Source organism: Prochlorococcus sp. MIT 1304, assembly GCF_047305015.1.
Classification (GTDB): Bacteria; Cyanobacteriota; Cyanobacteriia; order PCC-6307; family Cyanobiaceae; genus Prochlorococcus_A; species Prochlorococcus_A marinus_E.
In genome coordinates, this window is record NZ_CP138974.1 from 443,488 (window position 1) to 461,325 (window position 17,838).

Consider the following 17,838-nt stretch of genomic DNA (forward strand, 5'->3'; position numbering starts at 1 on the left):
AGCTCCTTTTAAAAAGTTTGTCTTATTTTGGTACAACCTTTGATTGGTATTCCTCAGAAGTCATCAAATCAGCAATTGATGCTTTTGATTCTGGTTTCAAAATGACTAACCAACCGTCTCCAATCGGATCACTCTGCAAAAGCTCAGGGTTCTCAATAACACTTTCATTTACAGATACTATTTCCCCAGAAAAAGGTAGATAGACTTCCTCAACGGCCTTAACTGATTCTATTGTTCCAAAAGTCTCGCCTTTCTCTAAAGTCGCACCTTCATCAGCTAATTCAACAAAAACAATATCTCCTAATTGATCTATAGCGAATTCACTAACTCCAATTTTTAATAATCCATTTTCTTCCAAGACATATTCATGAGTATCAGCATAGTTGAGGTTGTCTGGAAATTTGTAAGACATGATTAAGTAGATAAAGGAAGTAGAGAATCCTTTGAAATTAATTTTTCCTGTAGTAATTCAGATAATAATCGAATTAATGCAATTTTGATGTGAGCTATGTTAGAACCACCTTGAACAAAAATATTGTAAGGATCTCTTAGAGGGGCATCAGCAGAAAATTCACTTGTACTACCTTCAATAAAGGTACCTCCTGCCATTAATAATTTTGAATCATATCCATCCATTGATGATGGAACAACATTCAGAAAAGAATCTACTGGTGAAGAATTTTGAAAAGATTGACAAACTTTTTGTACCAAATATGGATTATTCAATCTTACTGACTGAATAAGATCAGATCTATAAGTTGCTGGCTCTGGTAAAACCTTAAATCCCAAATTTTTAAAGACTGCTGCGACCATATCAGCACCTTTAAGTGATTCGTGAACAATTTGTGGTGCTAAAAACAAACCCTGCAAAATTAATCTTCCTAGTCCAAAATTTATTCCTGCAGAAGAACCAATGCCTGGTGAGGTTAATCTAGAACATGCCATCTCAACCAACTCTGCATCTCCTGCAACGTACCCGCCAGTAGGAACTATTGTTCCTCCCAAATTTTTAATCAATGATCCAGCAATTATATTTGCCCCTTTAGAAATTGGTTCACTATCTTCAACAAGCTCCCCATAACAGTTATCAACAAAACATATACAGTTAGGATCAAGAGAATGAATAAGACTACAAATTTTCTCTATCTGATGATTCGTGAGAGACTTTCTCCAACTATATCCACAACTTTTTTGTATGAATACTAATTTGCATGAATTTTCTTTAAAAAAATGAACAATTTTTTCTTCAAAAGAATCAAAATTCTCGCAGATATTTACTTGCTTATATTCAATGTCAAAATCTTTAAGTGACCCTTTTCCTACTCCCCTTATTCCTATGACTTCTTCTAACGTGTCATATGGTTGTCCTGTAAGAGATAACATTACATCTCCAGGTCGAAGAATTCCAAATAAGACAGAACTTATTGCATGGGTTCCACTTACAAATTGCATCCTCACAGCAGCCTTTTCAGCAAGAAACAATCTTGCAAAAACCGCATCAATTTTTTCTCTAGATATATCATCATGACCACTACCAGAAGATTGATTGAAATGACTAGTAGAAACTTTTTCTTCCTTAAAAATTGTCAAAATATTTTCTAATTTCTGGAAAACCTGATTGGACCTTTCTTGGAAAACTTTACTTAAACTCTCTTCGACAGAAAGAACAGCGTTTTCAGCCAGTTTTAAGTTATTGTCAAGAGTCATTTATTATGAAATTTAATGTTATTTTTCAGAAGCTAAATTTCTTAATTCTACGAGGAAAGCATTAGGTCCCCTGCCCTGAAAATAAGAAAGTTTTTTTGAAGCCTCATATAAATCAAGAAGTTCTCCATCTAATTCTTCTGCCGTATAATCTCTAATTCCTGCAATTACCTCAGCAAAACGCTCTCTACGGGCAGATTTATTGACAGCATAGGCTTCCATTACCTGCATTTTACATGATCTCCAAGCCTTATTCTGACAAAAATGCACTGAAAGAGCATCACTTAAAGCAGAGGCTTCTTCATCTTCTATGTACCAATCAAAAGATGAAGGTAGAGGTTTTAATCCTGAAAATATCTCGAATAACTCACCGGCCGATAATGGATTACCAGAATCATTTTTTAAGGGTACTGCAGACTCTTCCAAAGATTTCCATAACTCTGGGTAATCACATTCAAAACGATCCCTGATTTTTTCTATACCTTGATCAAGAATCGTATTAACTTGAGCCAAAGCAAGAAAAACTTCAGGACCTGGCGAAGATAACTTACCATTCCTAAGATTAGAAATTTGCGAATTATGAACTTTACCTAAATCAAGAACTTCAGAAAGTAATGGCAATACTCTGTGAGACCATCCATTTCTTTCATGCCAGAGGTGTATCAAATGAGCCATAGCCCTTCGACCTCTAGATAATTTATCGCGATATCCGAGACTCACAGATAATTAAACTTATCAATAGTATAGTATGATAATATTACATATCGGTAATTTTGAAAATAGTATTTCAATATCATGAATTCAGTAATTTTCCAAGAAACAGCAAAATTAAAAAAACCTGTTCCAGCTGAAAAAGTTATAGAACTCTCAGAAAAATTACTGGAACCTTCCAGTCATTCAAAAAGATATCCTCCAAGACTACATAAAACGTGGGGAACAATAGTTTTTATGGTTACAATTCATATTCTTTCTCTTATAGCTATACAACCAAAATTTTGGAGTCTCCCTGCAGTCACTTCATTATTATTTTTTTATTGGGTAACTGCTTGTTTAGGAGTCACCCTTGGATATCACAGATTGTTATCACACAGATCGTTTGTTGTACCAAGATGGTTAGAAAGATTTTTTGCTACCTGTGGAGCCATAAGTTGCCAGCATGGACCAATAGATTGGGTAGGTTTACATAGGCATCACCACTCTTTTTCAGATACTGAAGTAGATCATCACAATAGTAAAAAGGGGTTTTGGTGGAGTCATATGGGCTGGATGTTTAAAGACGTAGAAGCACTAAAAGCTGTTCCAAAACTAAGTGCAGATTTAATCAAGGATCCATACTATAGATTTTTAAATAAATATTTTTTATTCTTACAAATTCCTATTGGACTTTCTTTGTACGCAATAGGTCAAAAATTAGGAGTTGGAGGATGGGCTCTAGTCCTTTGGGGAATTCCATTGAGGCTTGTGGTTGTTTATCACGTAACTTGGTTAGTCAACTCGGCGACACATTGTTGGGGTAAAGCACCATTTGAAAGTGGTGATTCATCTAAAAACAATGCATGGGTTGCTGCATTAACTTTTGGAGAAGGTTGGCATAATAATCATCATGCATTTCCCAATTCGGCAAAACAAGGATTATTTAGAGGTCAGATAGATATAACATGGGAACATATTAAGATTCTTGCGAAATTTGGTCTTGCAAAAAAAGTAAAGTTACCCTCTAGGTCTTATTATTAACTATATTGTTCAATATTTTCATGGCTAAAAGAGTACAAGTCGCATTAACTGAATCAATCGCATCACTAGGTAAAGAGGGAGACCTAGTTGAAGTAGCACCTGGATACGCAAGAAATTTTCTATTACCTTATGGCAAGGCAATGAATGTAACACCAGCAGTCCTTAAACAAATTGAAAGGAAGAAAGAAAAAGAAAAAATCGCTGCTGACAAATTAAAGCAAGAGGCTTTAGATTTCCAAACTGCATTATCTACAATAGGTAGGTTCACTATCAAAAAACAGGTTGGAGAAGATGGAGTCCTTTTTGGAACGGTTACCAATGGGGATGTTGCCGAAGCAATAGAAGCGGCAACTAAAAAAGAAATTGATAGAAGAAACATTACTGTTCCTGATATTCATAATTTAGGTTCCTTTACTGCAAAAATAAAATTGCATCCAGAAGTAAATGCAGAAGTAAATATTGAAGTAACAAGTTAATCAATTTGTTGCATTATTTTGAAAAGTAGCCAGAGTATATATCTAAGCAATTCAAAGATATGGTTTCCGTACCTTTTCCAAATAATGGGCAAAATAAAAATTTTAAAAAGGATTTTAATAGTGAAAATGCTGGATTAGTTCCTCCTCAAAACGTTCAAGCAGAGGAAGCTGTTCTTGGTGGCATACTTCTTGATCCAGACGCGATCGGAAGAATTGCAGACTTAATTAAACCTGAAGCTTTTTATATAAATGCCCATCAAGAGATTTATAGAACAGCATTAATGTTGCATACCCAGGGTAAACCAACTGATTTAACATCAATGAGTGCTTGGTTAGCAGATAATGGATCACTAGAAAAAATTGGAGGAAACAGCAAACTGGTAGAACTAGTTGAAAATGTTTCCTCTACAGCTTCCATAGAACAAGTTGCTAATTTAATTAACGACAAATTCCTGAGAAGGCAACTTATCAGATCTGGAAATGAAGTGGTTCAACTAGGTTTTGATCAAACTCAAGATACTAATGAAGTTTTAGATAAAGCAGAGCAAAAAATATTTGAAATCAGTCAAGAAAAACCTTCAAAAGGTCTGACTCAAGCAGCTGAAATCCTTACAAGTACTTTCAATGAAATAGAGTCAAGATCATTAGGTACTTCAGTAGCTGGTATTCCAGTAAATTTCTACGACCTTGATGCGATGACTCAAGGTTTTCAAAGAAGTGATTTAATAATTGTTGCTGGAAGACCTTCAATGGGGAAAACTTCAATAGTTCTTAATCTGGCTAAAAATGTTGCACAATCGCAAGATTTACCTGTGTGTGTATTTAGCCTTGAAATGAGTAAAGAACAATTGACATATAGATTGCTCTCTATGGAAGTTGGAATCGAGAGTGGCAGGCTAAGAACAGGAAGATTACAGCAAGATGAATGGCCATTACTCGGAGAAGGTATCAATTCATTAGGTCAATTACCAATATTTATAGATGACAAGCCTAACTTAAGTGTTTTAGAGATGAGATCTCTGTGCAGAAGATTAATAGCTGAACAAAAAAAAGAACTTGGATTAATTGTGATTGATTACCTCCAGTTGATGGAGGGATCAACCCCTGATAATAGAGTGCAAGAACTTTCACGAATAACAAGAGGTCTTAAAAGCATGGCCAGAGAATTAAAAGTACCAGTAGTAGCTTTATCTCAGCTTAGTAGAGGGGTAGAGTCTAGAACAAATAAAAGACCAATGTTAAGCGATCTAAGAGAATCAGGATCTATTGAACAAGACGCAGATTTAGTATTAATGATTTATAGAGATGAATACTATAATCCAGAGACTGAAGATAGAGGAATTACAGAAATCATTGTCACTAAACATAGAAATGGACCCGTAGGAACTGTTAAATTATTATTTGAACCTCAATTTACTAGATTTAGGAATTTAGCTAATTAAATCGATCCTAAAATGCAAGATCATCACTCAACAAATGAATCTTTTGATGTCATCGTTATTGGTGGTGGACATGCAGGATGCGAAGCAGCCATAACAACAGCAAAATTGGGATTTTCTACAGCCTTATTTACAATTAATTTAGATAGGATTGCCTGGCAACCTTGCAACCCTGCAGTTGGCGGACCGGCAAAAAGCCAGTTGGTACATGAAGTTGATGCATTAGGTGGAATTATTGGTAAATTAGCTGATGAGACAGCTATACAAAAAAGAATATTAAATGCAAGTAGAGGCCCAGCTGTATGGGCATTAAGAGCTCAAACAGATAAAAGAGAATACTCAAAAAAGATGATTGAAATACTACAAAATACAGATAATTTATCTTTAAAAGAGGCAATGATTACTGAACTGGATATTGCAAAAACTGAAGAAATTGGATTGAACTCAAAAAGAACCGTAAAAAAAAGAATAAAGGGTGTAAGGACTTTCTTTGGTAGTTATTATTCAGCAAGATCAGTTATCATCACAGCTGGTACGTTCTTAGAAGGAAGAATATGGATAGGAAATAAATCAATGTCAGCTGGTAGATCGGGCGAACAAGCAGCAAAAGGTCTTACTGAAAATTTGCACGAAATTGGTATTAAAACAGAACGTTTAAAAACAGGAACTCCAGCAAGAGTTGATAAAAGAAGTATCATTTTTGATGACTTAGATATTCAACCAAGCACTGCAGCAGATAAATATTTTTCGTTTGACCCAGATATAAAAAATAATATGCCTCAAGTTAGTTGTCACATAACAAGAACAACTACCAAAACACATCAACTAATTCGAGACAATTTACATTTAACTCCTATTTACGGCGGTTTTATTGATAGTAAGGGGCCAAGATATTGTCCATCAATTGAAGATAAAATCGTTAAATTTGCTGATAAAGAATCACATCAAATTTTCTTAGAACCAGAAGGAATTAATACACCTGAAATATATGTACAAGGATTTTCTACAGGTTTACCCGAAAATATTCAATTAGAACTTTTAAGAACCTTACCAGGATTGAATGAATGTAAAATGTTGCGACCAGCATATGCTGTGGAGTATGACTATATACCTGCAACACAGCTCCAAACATCACTCGAAACGAAAGAAATTGAATATTTATTTAGCGCGGGACAAATTAATGGGACTACTGGTTATGAAGAAGCAGCAGCACAAGGATTAGTTGCAGGAGTCAATGCGACAAGAAAACTAAGCAAAAAAGATCCAATAATCTTCACAAGAGAAAGCAGTTATATAGGAACAATGATCAATGATTTAATTACCAAAGATCTCAAAGAACCATACAGAGTTTTAACTAGTAGGAGTGAATATAGGTTAACTCTTAGAGGAGATAATGCGGATAGGAGATTAACACAATTAGGCTATCAAATAGGGCTAATTAATGAGAAAAGATGGTCGGCTTATCAAGAAAAAATGAAACTTCTCGAGGAAGAGAAATTTAGATTAAATAAAACTCGTTTAAAAAATACCGAGGAAATATCAAAAAAAATAGAATTAGAAACGGGATCAAAGATCAAAGGCTCAATAACTTTGAAGGAACTCTTAAAAAGACCAGATTTTCATTATTCAGATCTAATTAAATATAATTTGACTGAAAAAAATCTAGGTTCTTCAATACAGGAAGGTGTTGAAATAGATATTAAATACGAGGGTTATCTAAAAAGGCAAAAAAACAACATTGAACAAATAAATCGTCAAAGCTGTAAATCTCTGCCTCAAGAAATAAATTATGAAAAGATAGAAACATTATCTTTAGAAGCTAGAGAAAATTTGAATAAAATAAAGCCAAAAAATTTTGGTGATGCCTCAAAAATTCCTGGAGTAAGCAAAGCTGATTTAACTGCATTACTTGTTTGGCTAAAAATAAGAGAAATAAAAAAAGAAAAGGCAAATATTTTTATCGAAAAAAAGTTATCATCTAAAAAGCATTCCGTCTGAGCACTGAATAATAAACTTTTTAACTCACCAAATATCTTATGGGAAGAAAAAGCCTCTACTTTTTTAGTGAAAAATTCACTACCAAAAATATCTGGTCCATGGAAATTAATGTTGCTTGGGGATGGAAGTCCAACTAGACATTTACAACTTTTAACTAATCAAGAGACAAAAATTAAGTTAATTTCAATGCGAGTTGATCCTCTTTTCATTGAAGAAGGTCCTAAAGAATTAAATCAATTAAATGGACCTTTAATTAGAAGACAAGTATGGATTAAAAACAATAATAAAAACCTAGCATGGGCTGAAAGTTGGTGGAATGCAGAACAAGTTAATGAAAATTTAAAAGCCAAAGAAGAACCAATCTGGAAAAATTTAACACAAGACAGATCAGAATTGTTTAGAGAAGTTGACCGAATTTCACTTGTTAATTCAAATTGGTTAGAAGATCAATTTTGTTGTAAAGGCCCATTCTGGTCAAGAAATTATAGATTTTTCCGAGACAAAAAACCCTTAACAATTATCAGAGAAGTCTTCAATCCACATTTAGAAACTTTATTAGGCTATTCAGGAATTAAAGAATTTACAAAACTATACTCTTCTTCTTCTTGATCTGGGAAGATTTCTTGATTTTGATTGAACTTGTTGAATTGATGGATCTCTCGAAGTATTATTCTCATTTTCTGAAGCTCTTTGCCATCTTTCAACTTTGAAATCCATTTCATCTGGCCAATCTTCGTCCTTACTCTCTTTCACATAAGGTAATTTTTTTTGGTCAGTTGTCTTTAAATTTTTTGGTTGCCTTAAAGATATTGCTTCTAAAGGTCTTTTTGAATGCTGTGTAGATGATTCATAAGAATTTGAATCTCTTGAAAATGTCTTAATATCGCCTTGATCATCGTAAAAATTCTCATCATTCCAATCATCATTTTCTTCATCAAAAAATAAATCCACTTTTTCAGATACCCATCTTCCTACTCTTTTAACACTCTTACTTGTTATTCCTTGAAAATCTGAGTTCCTTCTTTTACCTGGCCTAGCACCAGATACTCCATCAACGAATTGTCTTCCAGTTTCAAAAATTTTATCAACTTGTTTATCAACAATATTTCTATCAAAACTATTTCTAAGATTTCTAATTTTCCTTGAATCCATAAATTATTGTTCTTTTTAAAATATAAATTACATTAAAAAAATAAATAATTCCAAAGATAGAAACAAAAACACATCTAATTATTTCTAATCAAACAAAATTAAACACTTTTTATTCCATGATCCATTAAAGAAATTTACACAACATTTTTTACAGGCTATATTCTTTATTCTTTTTCTATAAAAAAATTTCTCACCACAATTTTGACAAGTTCCTATATATTTTAATTCTCTCCTTTCTATAGGAAATGAGTGCCTTACAGAAATTTGAAAATTCTTCTCTTTCTCATTAATTTGATTCATCTTTTCTAGGAAATTTGGACCATGTATCTCATTTTTCTTTAATATCCTATCTACCCATGCATGAATCATTTCATGACACAAAGTACTATTTATTTCACTAGTGGATAATTTACTCAAGATAGGTTTCGATAAGATAATTTCAGAATCTATAAAACCATTAATACGTTTTCTTTTATAAAAACCAGCAGTAGTTTTTAATCTATTATCACTCCATCTAACTTTTACTAAAGGGTGATTATTAACCGTTAAAGAATTTTCAAAATATTGGCTATTGAATCTATGGAATAAGGGTAAAAGAGGAATTACCGGCATTATGGATTAAAATTAGTATTATTTTGACAAAAAAAGCCATCAAAAACGATTTCTTTTCTTAAAGTAATAAAAAACTTAAATTAACATGGATGCAACACTAGTTAAAGATATCGGAATTAAATCATTATTAGTTGGCGGAGCTGTACTAGTTTCTTTTTGGACTTTTAATGCAGTCAAATTAGTTATAAGCGCCAGAGGAATTAATCCATTAGTAAGAAAGTTTTTCGATCAAATAGCCGCTGGCAGAATTGATGCAGCTTATGGTTTGACTACAAAAACTTATAAAACTCATGTAAAACGACAAGACTTTCTTAAATTTTTAGCTAGTCTTAATCTCAATAAATACAGAAATTTAAAATCAGGAAGGCCTAGAGTCCAAGAAGATCAAATCATAATAACTTTGAATTTAAAATCAGAAGATAAACAAGATGAGCTCCCATTAGATTTTACTTTTGCAAAAACTGACAATGATTGGAAAATAGACAGAATAGCTAAAGTGAATTAATAATTTCTTGTGAGGCAGAAAGAATTGTTTAAAGAAGAAATAATACATCAATTAGAATTACACCCAAGTAGATTAGATAAAGAAAAAATCATCTCAGAAGCAATGGAAGATGGTCTAGATGATTTTTTTGAAGGTATACGTATGGCACTTGATCCATTGGTAACTTTTGGTGTAAAAATTGTCCCTGAGAAAAAGACTGAAAAAAGTCAAAATTTTTTATGGCAAGATTTTAGGAAATTAGCCAATAAGCTTATTCAAAGAGAACTTACTGGTCACGCTGCTCGCGATGCAATTCTTACAGCTATGGAATTAGCAACAAAAGAAGAGTGGAATGGATTTTATAGACGAGTTTTAATTAAAGATCTTAGATGTGGTGTATCTGAAAAAACAATCAACAAGATAGCAAAAAAATTTCCCAAATATGCTATTCCTATTTTTTCTTGTCCTTTAGCTCATGACAGTGCAAATCACGAAAAAAAAATGATAGGAAAAAAGCAAATTGAAATCAAATTAGATGGAGTACGCGTCTTAACCATTATTAGACAAAATAAAGTAGAAATGTTTTCTCGTAATGGGAAACAATTCCATAATTTTGGTCATATTATTTCAGAAATAGAAAATGCTTTAAAAGAAGACCCAGCACCTTATGACTTAGTACTCGATGGTGAAGTGATGAGCGCTAACTTTCAAGATTTAATGAAACAGGTACATAGAAAAGATGGCAAACAAACTAAAGACGCAGTTCTCCACCTATTTGACTTATGTCCCCTTGAAAACTTTCAAAAAGGGAGATGGAACACTAGTCAAACAAAAAGAAGTTTATTAGTAAAAGAATGGGTAGCAAAACATTCTATGCTTCTAAAACATATACAAACACTTGAATGGGAAAATGTAGATCTCGACACTATTGAAGGACAAGAAAGATTTGTAGAGCTGAATAAATCTGCTGTAGAAGGTGGGTATGAAGGAGTAATGATTAAAGATCCTGATGCTATGTATGAATGTAAAAGAACACACAGTTGGTTAAAAGCAAAACCTTTCATTGAAGTCACTTTAAAAGTTGTATCGGTTGAGGAAGGTACAGGTCGCAACAAAGGGAGACTGGGGGCAATCCTGGTAGAAGGAGAAGATGATGGGTATGAATACAGTCTTAGTTGCGGAAGCGGATTTAGTGATATCCAACGAGAAGAATATTGGTCTAAACGTAATCATCTTGTTGGTCAACTTGTAGAAATCAGAGCTGATGCAAAAACCAAATCAAAGGATGCAGTGGCTTTTAGTCTTAGGTTTCCTAGATTTAAATGCTTTAGAGGATTTAAAGATGGAGAAAAAGTTTAAATTTTAAAAATAATATTCAACAAAGTAGTCAAAGAAAAATGTGGTTTTTAAATAAAAAAAAGAAAAATCTTGGCTATAACATATAAGAATAATTATCAGAACTTTTTGAAAGACTTATGACGAAGAAAAAAGTTTTCAACTTCGTAAAAACACCTTGTGGACAGGCAAAATATATCGAATTAGAAGCCAACAAAACTTTACTAGGTAAATTGAGGCTTTTGTGGTTTGTCTTAATTGCATCAATTAGAGATTGGAGTATTAAAGAGTAAATTCTCAAGATTTTTCAAAATATTCTCTTGAGTATTGAGCTGAAAAATATACAACTAAGAAAGTTGAAATAATTCCAATGCTGGTAATATATAAATTATTTGGTGATTGCACATTTTTTAACTCCTGAATACTTTTTGCCAAACTGCCTATTGAGCAATAAAGAACAGTTCCTGGAATTATTCCAAGAAGACCAAGAGCAAAATCTCTAAATTTAATATTATTCAAGCCATAAAAATAATTAAGAATACTGAAGGGAAATATCGGAGATAATCTCGCTAAAAAAATTAATTTAAGTCCGCCTTTTTCTACTACTTTTTCCATGACACTTAATTTTGGATAACGGCTAAAAAGATTTTTTAGCTTTTTTGCAAAAAAACTCTTTGATACAAAAAAAGCAACTGATGCTCCTATGAAAGCGGAAATGAAAACGATAATTGATCCTAAATATGAGCCATATAAAAAACCTGATAATAAAGATAACCAAGAGGCTGGAAGTATTAATAAAACAGTAAAAATATAAATACAAGCAAACGAAAAGATCCCAAAGCCAGTATTAAAAAAAAAAGATAAATTATAAATATTTTCAAGAAATATATTCATTCTCAATTCAAAAGTTCGAGTTTTTTTGTAATTCTTTCCTTTTGTACAGAACCCTCATTTAATTTAAATCTGCATTCGTCAACAATATCTTTTGGAGCCTTATCAACGAAATTTTTATTAGATAATCTCTTATTTAAATTTTCTAATTCAATAGTCACCTTTTTTAAATCCTTGGTTAACCTTTCCTTTAATGCATCTATATTTACAAAATCCTGAAAAGGTAAGTAAACCTCTAAATCACTAATTATCCCGGAAAATGATTTAGCAAACTCTTTTTTATCAACAGCATTATTTTTAAAAATAAATACTTCAGAAGATTTAGTTAAGGTTTGAATATCACCAACTAAAGTTTTTAAAAAATCAATCAATTCATCATTGTCAGAAATTAAATATACAGGACCTTTTTCTGATGGCTTAAGACCTAATTCAGATCTCAAATTTCTAATCAGCCTAATAATTTCAAAGAGTTGTTGGAAGGAATTATCAAGTTTATTATCAACAAATTTATTTTCATGAATTGGCCATTTTTGAAGAGATAATAATGCATTGTCTGGTTTCAGTTGCAGCACATGCCAAAGCTCCTCGGTAATGTGCGGCATAAAAGGATGAATCATTACCAAAATATCATTGAGCACTTTTATTAAAACTTTTTCAGATATTTGTCTATTTTTGGTCTCTTTATTATTAAACCTTTGTTTAGCAAATTCTACATACCAGTCACAAAAATCATTCCAAGTAAATTCATATAGAAGTTTCGCAGATTCTCCCAATTTATATTCTTTTAATAAAGCAGTGACTTTTATATTTACCTGATTCAATTTCGATAAAATCCACTTATCACATAACTCTAAAGAATTTTCATCACTCTCATTAAAAGAATAATTATTATTAGAAGTTTTATTAATTAACACAAATTTAGTTGCATTCCATAATTTATTCGCAAAATTTCTTGAAGCTTCAACAGTTGAAGACGTATCTTTTTTCCTATCAAAATCAAGCCGAATATCTTGTCCAGCGCCTGCAACTTCTCGAATTAAAGCAAATCGTAGAGCATCAGAACCATATTTATCAATTAATAGTATTGGATCAATACCATTACCTGAACTTTTACTCATTTTTTTATTGTTTTCATCTCGAACTAGACCATGAATATAAACATCCTTAAAAGGAATATTATTTGTAAAAGTATTCCCCATCATTGTCATTCTTGCAACCCAGAAGAAAATAATATCGAAACCAGTAACAAGAACACTATTTGGATACCATTTTTTGAAATCCGGATCATTTGTATTTGGCCAACCAAGGGTTGAGAAAGGCCATAAACCACTTGAAAACCATGTATCCAAAACATCTTTATCACGAACCAATTTAATATTTAATCCAAATTTTTTATTAGCTTCGATTAGGGCATCCTCTTCATTTCTCGCAACGATATATGGAGTATTTTGTTCTATTGAGTCTTGAGATTCATCTAAAACATACCAGGCTGGTATTTGGTGCCCCCACCACAATTGCCGACTGATACACCAATCATTAATATTCTCTAACCAATCCTTATAAACTTTCTCCCAGCGCGGAGGAATAAACGATGGTTTTTTAGAATCAATTTCATTAAGACATCCTTGTGATATACCATCCATTTTCAAAAACCATTGTGTTGACAATAAAGGTTCAATTGGCACCTTACCTCTATCAGAAAAAGGAACAGTATGTTTATAATCCTCTATCTTTGTCAAAAGACCTAAGTTATCCAATTCTTTGATAATTTTCTTTCTAGCCTCATATCTTTCCAAATTTTGAAAAATACCTGCATTAATATTTAAAGTTCCATCTTTGTTCATTACATTAATTTGTTTTAAATTATGCCTTTTTCCTATTGCAAAATCATTTGGATCATGAGCTGGAGTAACCTTCACACAACCTGTACCAAAATCTTTATCAACATGTGAATCAGCAATAATAGGTATTTCCCTATCAACGAAAGGAACTTTTACTTTGGCACCAATAAATTCTTTATATCTATCATCATCAGGGTTAACTGCCACAGCGGTATCACCCAAAAGAGTTTCTGGCCTTGTTGTTGCAACTTCTAAGTACTTATCTAACTGTTCACCACTTTCAGAAATTAAAGGGTATTTAAAATGCCATAAATGACCATTTACTTCTTGCATTTCAACTTCAAGATCACTTACGGCAGATTGAGATTCAGGACACCAATTAACCAAATATTCGCCTCTATAAATTAAATTCTTTTTATAAAGTATATTAAAAGCCTCAATGACTGCTTCATTTAATTTTTGATCAAGAGTAAATCTTTCTCTAGTCCAGTCAACTGAGTATCCTATTCTTTTTAATTGAGAAACTATTCTTCCACCACTTTGTTCTTTCCAGTTCCATGCTCTTTTAAGAAATTCATCTCTTCCAATATCCTCGCTTGTTTTGCCTTCACTTTTTAATTGTTTTTCGAGAATAGTTTGAACAGCTATTGAAGCATGATCAGTTCCCGGTAAACACAAAACATTCTTACCCAAAAGTCTTTGAAAACGTACTACAACATCTATCAAAGCCGTATTAAATGCATGCCCCATATGCAAAGATCCAGTTACATTTGGTGGCGGAATAACAACACAAAAAGACTCACCATCATCCTCAGGATTAGGACTAAACGCCTCTAGGCTTTCCCATTTTTCTTGCCACTTTTTCTCTACTTCAAAAGGTGAATAATTCTCTAAAGATAATTGATCATTCATCTCTGTCATGTCCAAATTTTATTTCAATAAACTTTTTGTTTATTTTATCTTGAGAGCAACCAATTAATGAAAATAATATTAGTTTGCAAAAAAAGACACATCCATTCTACAAAAGTTTGAAGCCAGAACCGCAGGAACAACGTTTTGCATTTTTTGGTGTTGAAATAAGAAATCCACCACCGCTCAAATCGCCGTAATAATCTAATTTTAAATCTTTAAGTAAATTAAACTTTTTTACATCCGCGTATAAAGTTACTCCTTCAGTTCTTGAAATAGGGGATCCATTACATGTACCTGGTCTTAATTTAATATGCATCCATCCTTCGGAACAATTATTATCCTCTACTAAATCAATGGACATTTCTCCTGGATAACCTCCAAAAGAAGCTTGCCTAGATAGTTCTGAAGCAGCGCTTTGACTGATTGCAAGATTGACGATCTCAGTCATTAGAAAAATAATAAATGGGCGATCCAGGGTTCGAACCAGGGACATCCTGCTTGTAAGGCAGGCGCTCTACCGCTGAGCTAATCGCCCTTATAATAAATCATTCTAATAGATGAAGTTGAAAAATTTATACTAAGTATTTAAATATTTCATGATTGAGGCAAAATTAAATTAATAAAATATATCCTATGTCCTCAAACGATAGATATAACTTACAAAAAAATTCCGATTTAGAGACTTTAGAAAGCTTTAAAATTTTAATATCTAATATCAAATCATTAAAAGATAAAACTTGGGGATGCCCTTGGCAAAAAATACAGTCTCATAAATCGTTGATCCCATTTTTACATGAAGAAAGTAATGAGTTAATAGATGCGATATATGAAAAAAAGGCGGATAACATATGTGAAGAGTTAGGAGATCTTTTATTACAAGTAATGCTTCATGCTGAAATCGGTTACGAAAAAAAAGAATTTGAACTAAATGATGTTATTAAAAATCTAAACAAGAAAATTATTAATAGACATCCATATATTTTTAAAAAAAAAGAAAAAGTATCTCTTGAAAAATCACAACAGATTTGGGAAAAAATTAAAAATACAGAAAAAGAAAAACCTCATATGGAATCATCAATTAGTAAAAATTTAAATATAAAAATCAAAAATTTACCACCAATGGTTGGAACAGATCAAATCACTAATGTTGTTAAAGAATATGGTTTTAAATGGGAGAGTACCGATCAGATTTTTGAAAAATTAGAAGAAGAGATTAATGAATTAAAGGAAGCAATTAAAAGTAATAATGATTCAGAAATAACAAATGAATTTGGGGATATTTACTTTACCCTTCTGAATCTCTCAAACTTTTTAAAAATAAATCCTGAATCAGCTCTTCAAAAAACTAATAAAAAATTTTTAGACAGATTTTCAATCATTGAACATCATGCAGGCGATAATATTAAAAAACAAACTCCTAAAGAATTTCAACGGCTTTGGCAAATAGCCAAGCGAAAACTTAAAGGAAAAATTCTTAAAAGCAAATGACTAATATTCAAACATGGATAGATGAATATCATAAAGGCTCAAGATTCGGTCTAAATGGAGATGTTTTAATTAAACAAAAATCACAATATCAAGAAATTATTGTTATTGAAAATGAATACTATGGCAGAGCTTTAATGCTTGATGGTTGTTGGATGACATCACTAAAAGACGAAAAATATTATCATGAGTGTCTTGTGCATCCAGCATTAAGTAGCATTGACGAAAAATCTAATGTACTAATTATTGGTGGAGGAGATGGCGGTACAGTAAGAGAATGCGTTAAATATGCTCAAATATCAAAAATTGATCTAGTAGAAATTGATGAGGAGGTAATCAAAATATCTAAAAAATTTTTAAAAGAAATAGGAGGCGAAGCATGGCATGACAAAAGATTAGAAATACATGTTGATGATGGTGTTAAATGGGTAAAAAAAACAAGAGATAATTATTACGACGTTATTTTTATAGATTGTTCAGATCCCTCTGAATTTTCAAATTTATTATTTTCAGATTCTTTTTATAAAGAATGTAAAAGAATACTTACACCAAAAGGGATATTAGCAACGCAAAGCGAATCTCCTGAATCCTTCAAAAATATTCACATAAATATTTTGAAAACTTTAAAAAATATATTTAAAGTTTCTGAAACTATGTATTCCTTTGTGCCTATATATCCAAGCGGCATTTGGAGTTGGACATTCGCTTCTTCAGAGGATCTAAATTTATCAAAGCAAAATTATGATGAAATCCTAAAAATTGAAAAAGGATGTGAAATTTGGAATTTAAATTTTCAAAATGCAGCATTCAAAATGATGCCAAATAAAATTATAAAAGAACTAGATTCATAAGATGACAAAAAATTTATTTAATAACGAAAATGCAATTTATATGGGATCAAAAAGAAATCCCAAGAATTGCTCAATTGGTATATTTGGAGTTAATTACGACGGGACATGTTCGTTTAAACCAGGAGCAAGATTTGGTCCAGAAGCGATAAGACAAGTCAGTTCTTGTTTAGAAACATACTGTCCAAAACTAAACAAAGATTTAGAAGATATTATGTATGTTGATTTTGGATCAATACTAATTGATAAAAATGACTCAAAGTCCGTTATTGAATCAGTTAAATCTGCAACAAATTATTTAATTAGTAGACGCCTTAGTCCTATTATGCTTGGAGGCGAACACTCTATTACAAGAGGTGCTATTGAAGCTTTAGTAAAAAAATATCCAGATTTGATATTGGTTCAACTTGATGCTCATGCAGATTTAAGAGAATCATATATAGGAAATGAACATAGTCATGCTTGTACTATGAAAAGATGCTTAGAAGTACTACCTGAAAAGAAAATTTTGCAAGTAGGAATTAGAAGTGGGACTAAGGAAGAATTTGAAATTATGCATAACAACAACCAATTAGTTAACTTTTGTCCAGGAGGAAATGTACATGAGTTAAAACAAGCTCTTCTACCATACTCTAAGTCTCCCATCTATTTAACAATAGATTTAGATTGGTTTGATCCCAGTTTATTAGCAGGGACGGGCACTCCAGAACCGGGAGGATTTTTTTGGAATGATTTTGAAGAAATACTGAAAACTCTAAAAGGTTTTAGAATTGTGGCTTCAGACATTGTGGAATTATCTCCAGAAATTGATAAAAGCGGAGTAAGTAGCATTGTTGCAGCCAAAGTACTTAGAAGCTTAATTTTGTCATTAGAAAATATGCAATAAAAAATTTCTAAACTACAGTGGAAAAATACTAAATACAAACT

General features: G+C 32.0%; 19 protein-coding genes and 1 tRNA gene. 11 read left to right on the top strand and 9 right to left on the bottom strand.

What is annotated here, in order from left to right; genetic code table 11:
• Positions 1 to 22: 22 nt before the first annotated feature.
• Genes gcvH through SIB45_RS02505 form a run of 3 tightly spaced genes read right to left on the bottom strand, consistent with a single transcriptional unit; the run spans position 23 to position 2,424 of the window.
• Complete coding sequence (gene gcvH / locus SIB45_RS02495) at positions 23 to 412, bottom strand: glycine cleavage system protein GcvH (RefSeq protein ID WP_011863764.1); 390 nt, start codon at positions 410 to 412, stop codon at positions 23 to 25.
• A 2-nt stretch (positions 413 to 414) separates the two neighbouring features.
• Complete coding sequence (locus SIB45_RS02500; protein WP_011863765.1) at positions 415 to 1,707, bottom strand: aminotransferase class I/II-fold pyridoxal phosphate-dependent enzyme; 1,293 nt, start codon at positions 1,705 to 1,707, stop codon at positions 415 to 417.
• A gap of 18 nt (positions 1,708 to 1,725) precedes the next feature.
• Positions 1,726 to 2,424, bottom strand: a complete 699-nt coding sequence (locus SIB45_RS02505) for a hypothetical protein (RefSeq protein WP_011863766.1) — start codon at positions 2,422 to 2,424, stop codon at positions 1,726 to 1,728.
• 75 nt (positions 2,425 to 2,499) lie between these two features.
• Between SIB45_RS02505 and SIB45_RS02510 the strand changes: the two genes are divergently transcribed.
• The 5 genes from SIB45_RS02510 to SIB45_RS02530 all read left to right on the top strand — a co-directional run bounded on the left by SIB45_RS02510 (position 2,500) and on the right by SIB45_RS02530 (position 7,960).
• On the top strand, positions 2,500 to 3,438 hold the full coding sequence (locus SIB45_RS02510; RefSeq protein ID WP_011863767.1) for an acyl-CoA desaturase: 939 nt from the start codon (positions 2,500 to 2,502) through the stop codon (positions 3,436 to 3,438).
• A 20-nt stretch (positions 3,439 to 3,458) separates the two neighbouring features.
• Positions 3,459 to 3,914, top strand: a complete 456-nt coding sequence (rplI, locus tag SIB45_RS02515) for a 50S ribosomal protein L9 (protein WP_011863768.1) — start codon at positions 3,459 to 3,461, stop codon at positions 3,912 to 3,914.
• A 59-nt stretch (positions 3,915 to 3,973) separates the two neighbouring features.
• Positions 3,974 to 5,356 carry a replicative DNA helicase gene (gene dnaB / locus SIB45_RS02520; protein WP_011863769.1) on the top strand — a complete coding sequence of 461 codons (1,383 nt, stop codon included), beginning with the start codon at positions 3,974 to 3,976 and terminating at the stop codon, positions 5,354 to 5,356.
• 12 nt (positions 5,357 to 5,368) lie between these two features.
• Positions 5,369 to 7,351, top strand: a complete 1,983-nt coding sequence (gene mnmG, locus SIB45_RS02525; RefSeq protein ID WP_011863770.1) for a tRNA uridine-5-carboxymethylaminomethyl(34) synthesis enzyme MnmG — start codon at positions 5,369 to 5,371, stop codon at positions 7,349 to 7,351.
• Between the two features lie 66 nt (positions 7,352 to 7,417).
• Positions 7,418 to 7,960: a chorismate lyase gene (locus SIB45_RS02530; protein WP_011863771.1), complete on the top strand. Its 543-nt coding sequence runs from the start codon at positions 7,418 to 7,420 to the stop codon at positions 7,958 to 7,960.
• On the opposite strand, the gene SIB45_RS02535 is transcribed toward SIB45_RS02530, so the two are convergent.
• A complete protein-coding gene (locus SIB45_RS02535; RefSeq protein WP_011863772.1) occupies positions 7,940 to 8,503 on the bottom strand; it encodes a hypothetical protein in 564 nt (187 codons plus the stop codon). The genes SIB45_RS02530 and SIB45_RS02535 overlap by 21 nt on opposite strands.
• An 84-nt stretch (positions 8,504 to 8,587) precedes the next feature.
• Entirely contained in the window at positions 8,588 to 9,115 is a 528-nt protein-coding gene (locus tag SIB45_RS02540) for a SprT family zinc-dependent metalloprotease (protein WP_011863773.1), read from the bottom strand.
• Between the two features lie 85 nt (positions 9,116 to 9,200).
• Here SIB45_RS02540 and SIB45_RS02545 point away from each other — a divergent pair, with 85 nt between their 5' ends.
• The 3 genes from SIB45_RS02545 (at position 9,201) to SIB45_RS02555 (ending at position 11,227) form a co-directional block, all read left to right on the top strand.
• The gene (locus SIB45_RS02545; protein WP_011863774.1) at positions 9,201 to 9,620 is read left to right on the top strand and encodes a hypothetical protein; all 420 of its coding nucleotides are present in this window, start codon (positions 9,201 to 9,203) and stop codon (positions 9,618 to 9,620) included.
• A gap of 24 nt (positions 9,621 to 9,644) precedes the next feature.
• Positions 9,645 to 10,958, top strand: coding sequence for an RNA ligase family protein (locus SIB45_RS02550; RefSeq protein WP_011863775.1), 1,314 nt, complete (start codon positions 9,645 to 9,647; stop codon positions 10,956 to 10,958).
• 116 nt (positions 10,959 to 11,074) lie between these two features.
• Positions 11,075 to 11,227 (top strand): hypothetical protein, encoded by a 153-nt coding sequence (locus SIB45_RS02555; protein WP_011863776.1) that lies wholly within the window; start codon positions 11,075 to 11,077, stop codon positions 11,225 to 11,227.
• Between the two features lie 4 nt (positions 11,228 to 11,231).
• On the opposite strand, the gene SIB45_RS02560 is transcribed toward SIB45_RS02555, so the two are convergent.
• The 4 genes from SIB45_RS02560 to SIB45_RS02575 all read right to left on the bottom strand — a co-directional run bounded on the left by SIB45_RS02560 (position 11,232) and on the right by SIB45_RS02575 (position 15,113).
• The gene (locus tag SIB45_RS02560) at positions 11,232 to 11,828 is read right to left on the bottom strand and encodes a TVP38/TMEM64 family protein (RefSeq protein ID WP_011863777.1); all 597 of its coding nucleotides are present in this window, start codon (positions 11,826 to 11,828) and stop codon (positions 11,232 to 11,234) included.
• Between the two features lie 2 nt (positions 11,829 to 11,830).
• Positions 11,831 to 14,587: a valine--tRNA ligase gene (locus tag SIB45_RS02565; protein ID WP_011863778.1), complete on the bottom strand. Its 2,757-nt coding sequence runs from the start codon at positions 14,585 to 14,587 to the stop codon at positions 11,831 to 11,833.
• Between the two features lie 97 nt (positions 14,588 to 14,684).
• Positions 14,685 to 15,071: an AIR synthase gene (locus tag SIB45_RS02570; RefSeq protein ID WP_011863779.1), complete on the bottom strand. Its 387-nt coding sequence runs from the start codon at positions 15,069 to 15,071 to the stop codon at positions 14,685 to 14,687.
• Positions 15,042 to 15,113 (bottom strand) — tRNA-Val (locus tag SIB45_RS02575). Before SIB45_RS02575 ends, SIB45_RS02570 begins: the two co-directional genes overlap by 30 nt.
• A 98-nt stretch (positions 15,114 to 15,211) precedes the next feature.
• On the opposite strand from SIB45_RS02575, the gene mazG reads away from it, so the two are divergent.
• From mazG to speB, 3 genes are read left to right on the top strand one after another with little or no spacing between them, the layout of a single operon-like run.
• Positions 15,212 to 16,066 (top strand): nucleoside triphosphate pyrophosphohydrolase, encoded by an 855-nt coding sequence (gene mazG, locus SIB45_RS02580; RefSeq protein ID WP_011863780.1) that lies wholly within the window; start codon positions 15,212 to 15,214, stop codon positions 16,064 to 16,066.
• Positions 16,063 to 16,914, top strand: coding sequence for a polyamine aminopropyltransferase (gene speE / locus SIB45_RS02585; RefSeq protein WP_011863781.1), 852 nt, complete (start codon positions 16,063 to 16,065; stop codon positions 16,912 to 16,914). Before mazG ends, speE begins: the two co-directional genes overlap by 4 nt.
• Position 16,915: 1 nt before the next feature.
• Complete coding sequence (speB, locus tag SIB45_RS02590) at positions 16,916 to 17,797, top strand: agmatinase (protein WP_011863782.1); 882 nt, start codon at positions 16,916 to 16,918, stop codon at positions 17,795 to 17,797.
• Positions 17,798 to 17,838 lie beyond the last annotated feature (41 nt).

What these genes read in the sequence shown, in the direction of transcription:
- gcvH (WP_011863764.1), bottom strand. Translation starts at nt 412, where the DNA reads ATGTCTTACAAATTTCCAGACAACCTCAACTATGCTGATACTCATGAA.
- SIB45_RS02500 (WP_011863765.1), bottom strand. Translation starts at nt 1,707, where the DNA reads ATGACTCTTGACAATAACTTAAAACTGGCTGAAAACGCTGTTCTTTCT.
- SIB45_RS02510 (WP_011863767.1), top strand. Translation starts at nt 2,500, where the DNA reads ATGAATTCAGTAATTTTCCAAGAAACAGCAAAATTAAAAAAACCTGTT.
- rplI (WP_011863768.1), top strand. Translation starts at nt 3,459, where the DNA reads ATGGCTAAAAGAGTACAAGTCGCATTAACTGAATCAATCGCATCACTA.
- dnaB (WP_011863769.1), top strand. Translation starts at nt 3,974, where the DNA reads ATGGTTTCCGTACCTTTTCCAAATAATGGGCAAAATAAAAATTTTAAA.
- mnmG (WP_011863770.1), top strand. Translation starts at nt 5,369, where the DNA reads ATGCAAGATCATCACTCAACAAATGAATCTTTTGATGTCATCGTTATT.
- SIB45_RS02535 (WP_011863772.1), bottom strand. Translation starts at nt 8,503, where the DNA reads ATGGATTCAAGGAAAATTAGAAATCTTAGAAATAGTTTTGATAGAAAT.
- SIB45_RS02540 (WP_011863773.1), bottom strand. Translation starts at nt 9,115, where the DNA reads ATGCCGGTAATTCCTCTTTTACCCTTATTCCATAGATTCAATAGCCAA.
- SIB45_RS02545 (WP_011863774.1), top strand. Translation starts at nt 9,201, where the DNA reads ATGGATGCAACACTAGTTAAAGATATCGGAATTAAATCATTATTAGTT.
- SIB45_RS02555 (WP_011863776.1), top strand. Translation starts at nt 11,075, where the DNA reads ATGACGAAGAAAAAAGTTTTCAACTTCGTAAAAACACCTTGTGGACAG.
- SIB45_RS02560 (WP_011863777.1), bottom strand. Translation starts at nt 11,828, where the DNA reads ATGAATATATTTCTTGAAAATATTTATAATTTATCTTTTTTTTTTAAT.
- SIB45_RS02565 (WP_011863778.1), bottom strand. Translation starts at nt 14,587, where the DNA reads ATGACAGAGATGAATGATCAATTATCTTTAGAGAATTATTCACCTTTT.
- SIB45_RS02570 (WP_011863779.1), bottom strand. Translation starts at nt 15,071, where the DNA reads ATGTCCCTGGTTCGAACCCTGGATCGCCCATTTATTATTTTTCTAATG.
- mazG (WP_011863780.1), top strand. Translation starts at nt 15,212, where the DNA reads ATGTCCTCAAACGATAGATATAACTTACAAAAAAATTCCGATTTAGAG.
- speE (WP_011863781.1), top strand. Translation starts at nt 16,063, where the DNA reads ATGACTAATATTCAAACATGGATAGATGAATATCATAAAGGCTCAAGA.
- speB (WP_011863782.1), top strand. Translation starts at nt 16,916, where the DNA reads ATGACAAAAAATTTATTTAATAACGAAAATGCAATTTATATGGGATCA.